At 69.8% G+C, this 1,597-nt stretch carries 1 protein-coding gene; it reads left to right on the plus strand.

All coding sequences use genetic code 11. The features are described from left to right. Window positions 1-113 precede the first annotated feature (113 nt). Window positions 114-1,586 (plus strand): NF041680 family putative transposase, encoded by a 1,473-nt coding sequence (locus tag ACFYOS_RS36390; RefSeq protein WP_387151899.1) that lies wholly within the window; start codon window positions 114-116, stop codon window positions 1,584-1,586. Window positions 1,587-1,597: the final 11 nt, after the last annotated feature.

Here is a 1,597-nt window from a genome sequence, read left to right on the forward strand (position 1 = left end):
CTTGATCTTTAACCTGCTGGGCGGCGGCATCGACCCCGACTGATCATGGGGACAGCCCTTGATCGATCATTCCTCTTGTCTAGGGAAGAAGATCAAGAACCAAGGGCTGTCTGGTGATCAGTTTGCACGATGCCGGGTCGACCGATGAGGTCGGGCGGCTGGCCGCGTTCCGGCGTGAGTTCCACCGTTGTCTGACCGCTCGTGGGGATGCGTTGTTCGAGCTGGCAGACGCGCTGTTGTGCGGTGACGCGCCGGTGCGGTCCCTGGTGGAGTTGTCGCTGGTGGGTGAGCACCGCCGCGGTCACGGCTCGCTGTATGCGGCGTTGAATCGCGGCCGGATCGACATCGAGCGGCTGCGGACGGCGGTGGCGGCGGTGCCGCTGCCGCGGGCCGCGGACGGGCGGATCGTCCTGGCGGTGGACGTGACGTGCTGGCTGCGGCCGGAGGCGCATACCTGCCCGGAGCGGGTGTTGTGTCACACCTATGGGCGCGGCAAGGACACCCACATCGGGGTTCCGGGCTGGCCGTACTCGTTCGTCACCGCCTTGGAGGCCGGGCGCACCTCGTGGACTGCGCCGTTGGACGCCCGGCGGCTGGCGCCCGGCGACGACGCTGCCACGGTCACCGCCGGCCAGTTGCGGGACGTGGTGCAGCGGCTGATCGCTGCCGGACAGTGGCAGCTTGGTGATCCGGACATGTGGATCGTGGCGGACGCCGGATACGACGGGCCCCGGCTGGCGTTCCTGCTGGCCGATCTACCGGTGAAGGTTCTGGTGCGGATGCGTTCCGACCGGGTGCTGCGCCGGCCCGCGCCACCCCGGCTGCCCGGCACCACCGGCCGCCCGCCCCGCCATGGCGGCGAGTTCATCTTCAGTGACCCGGGCAGCTGGGGCGACCCGGAGGTGGCCACGACCACCGACACCCGCCTCTACGGCACCGCAACCGCGCGGGCCTGGCACCGGCTGCACCCCAGGCTGACCCACCGCACCGCCTGGATCAGCCAGCACGGCTCGCTGCCGATCATCGAGGGCACCGTGATTCTGCTGCAGGTCGACCGGCTGCCCAGCGGCGCCACCGCGAAACCGGTCTGGCTCTGGTGGTCGCAGCCGGAAGCCACCACCGTCGAGACCGACCTGCTCTGGCAGGTGTTCCTGCGCCGCTTCGACATCGAGCACACCTTCCGCATGCTCAAGCAGACCCTCGGCTGGACCAGCCCGAAACTGCGCGACCCGCATGCCGCCGATCGCTGGACCTGGCTCGTGTTGGCCGCCTACACCCAGCTACGCCTCGCCCGAGGCGCCGTCGGCGACCTGCGCCGCCCCTGGGAACGCCCAGCGCCGCCCGAGCGACTCACCCCAGCCCGCGTCCGGCGAGGGTTTCGGCACCTACGCAGCAAAGCCGGCAACCCCGCCCGCGCGCCGAAACCCTCCCGGCCAGGACCCGGCCGACCACCCGGACTACGCAACCGCCACCCGGCGGCGCGCCACGATGTCCACATCGTCACCGCCACCACCAGCACAAAGCCGAAAGGCGGCACGAAGAAAACGAAGACTTCGAATAACCCGAGGCCACGCCGCACAGGTTAAAGATCAAGCTA

It is taken from the genome of Micromonospora sp. NPDC005806, from assembly GCF_042871425.1.
GTDB lineage: Bacteria > Actinomycetota > Actinomycetes > Mycobacteriales > Micromonosporaceae > Micromonospora.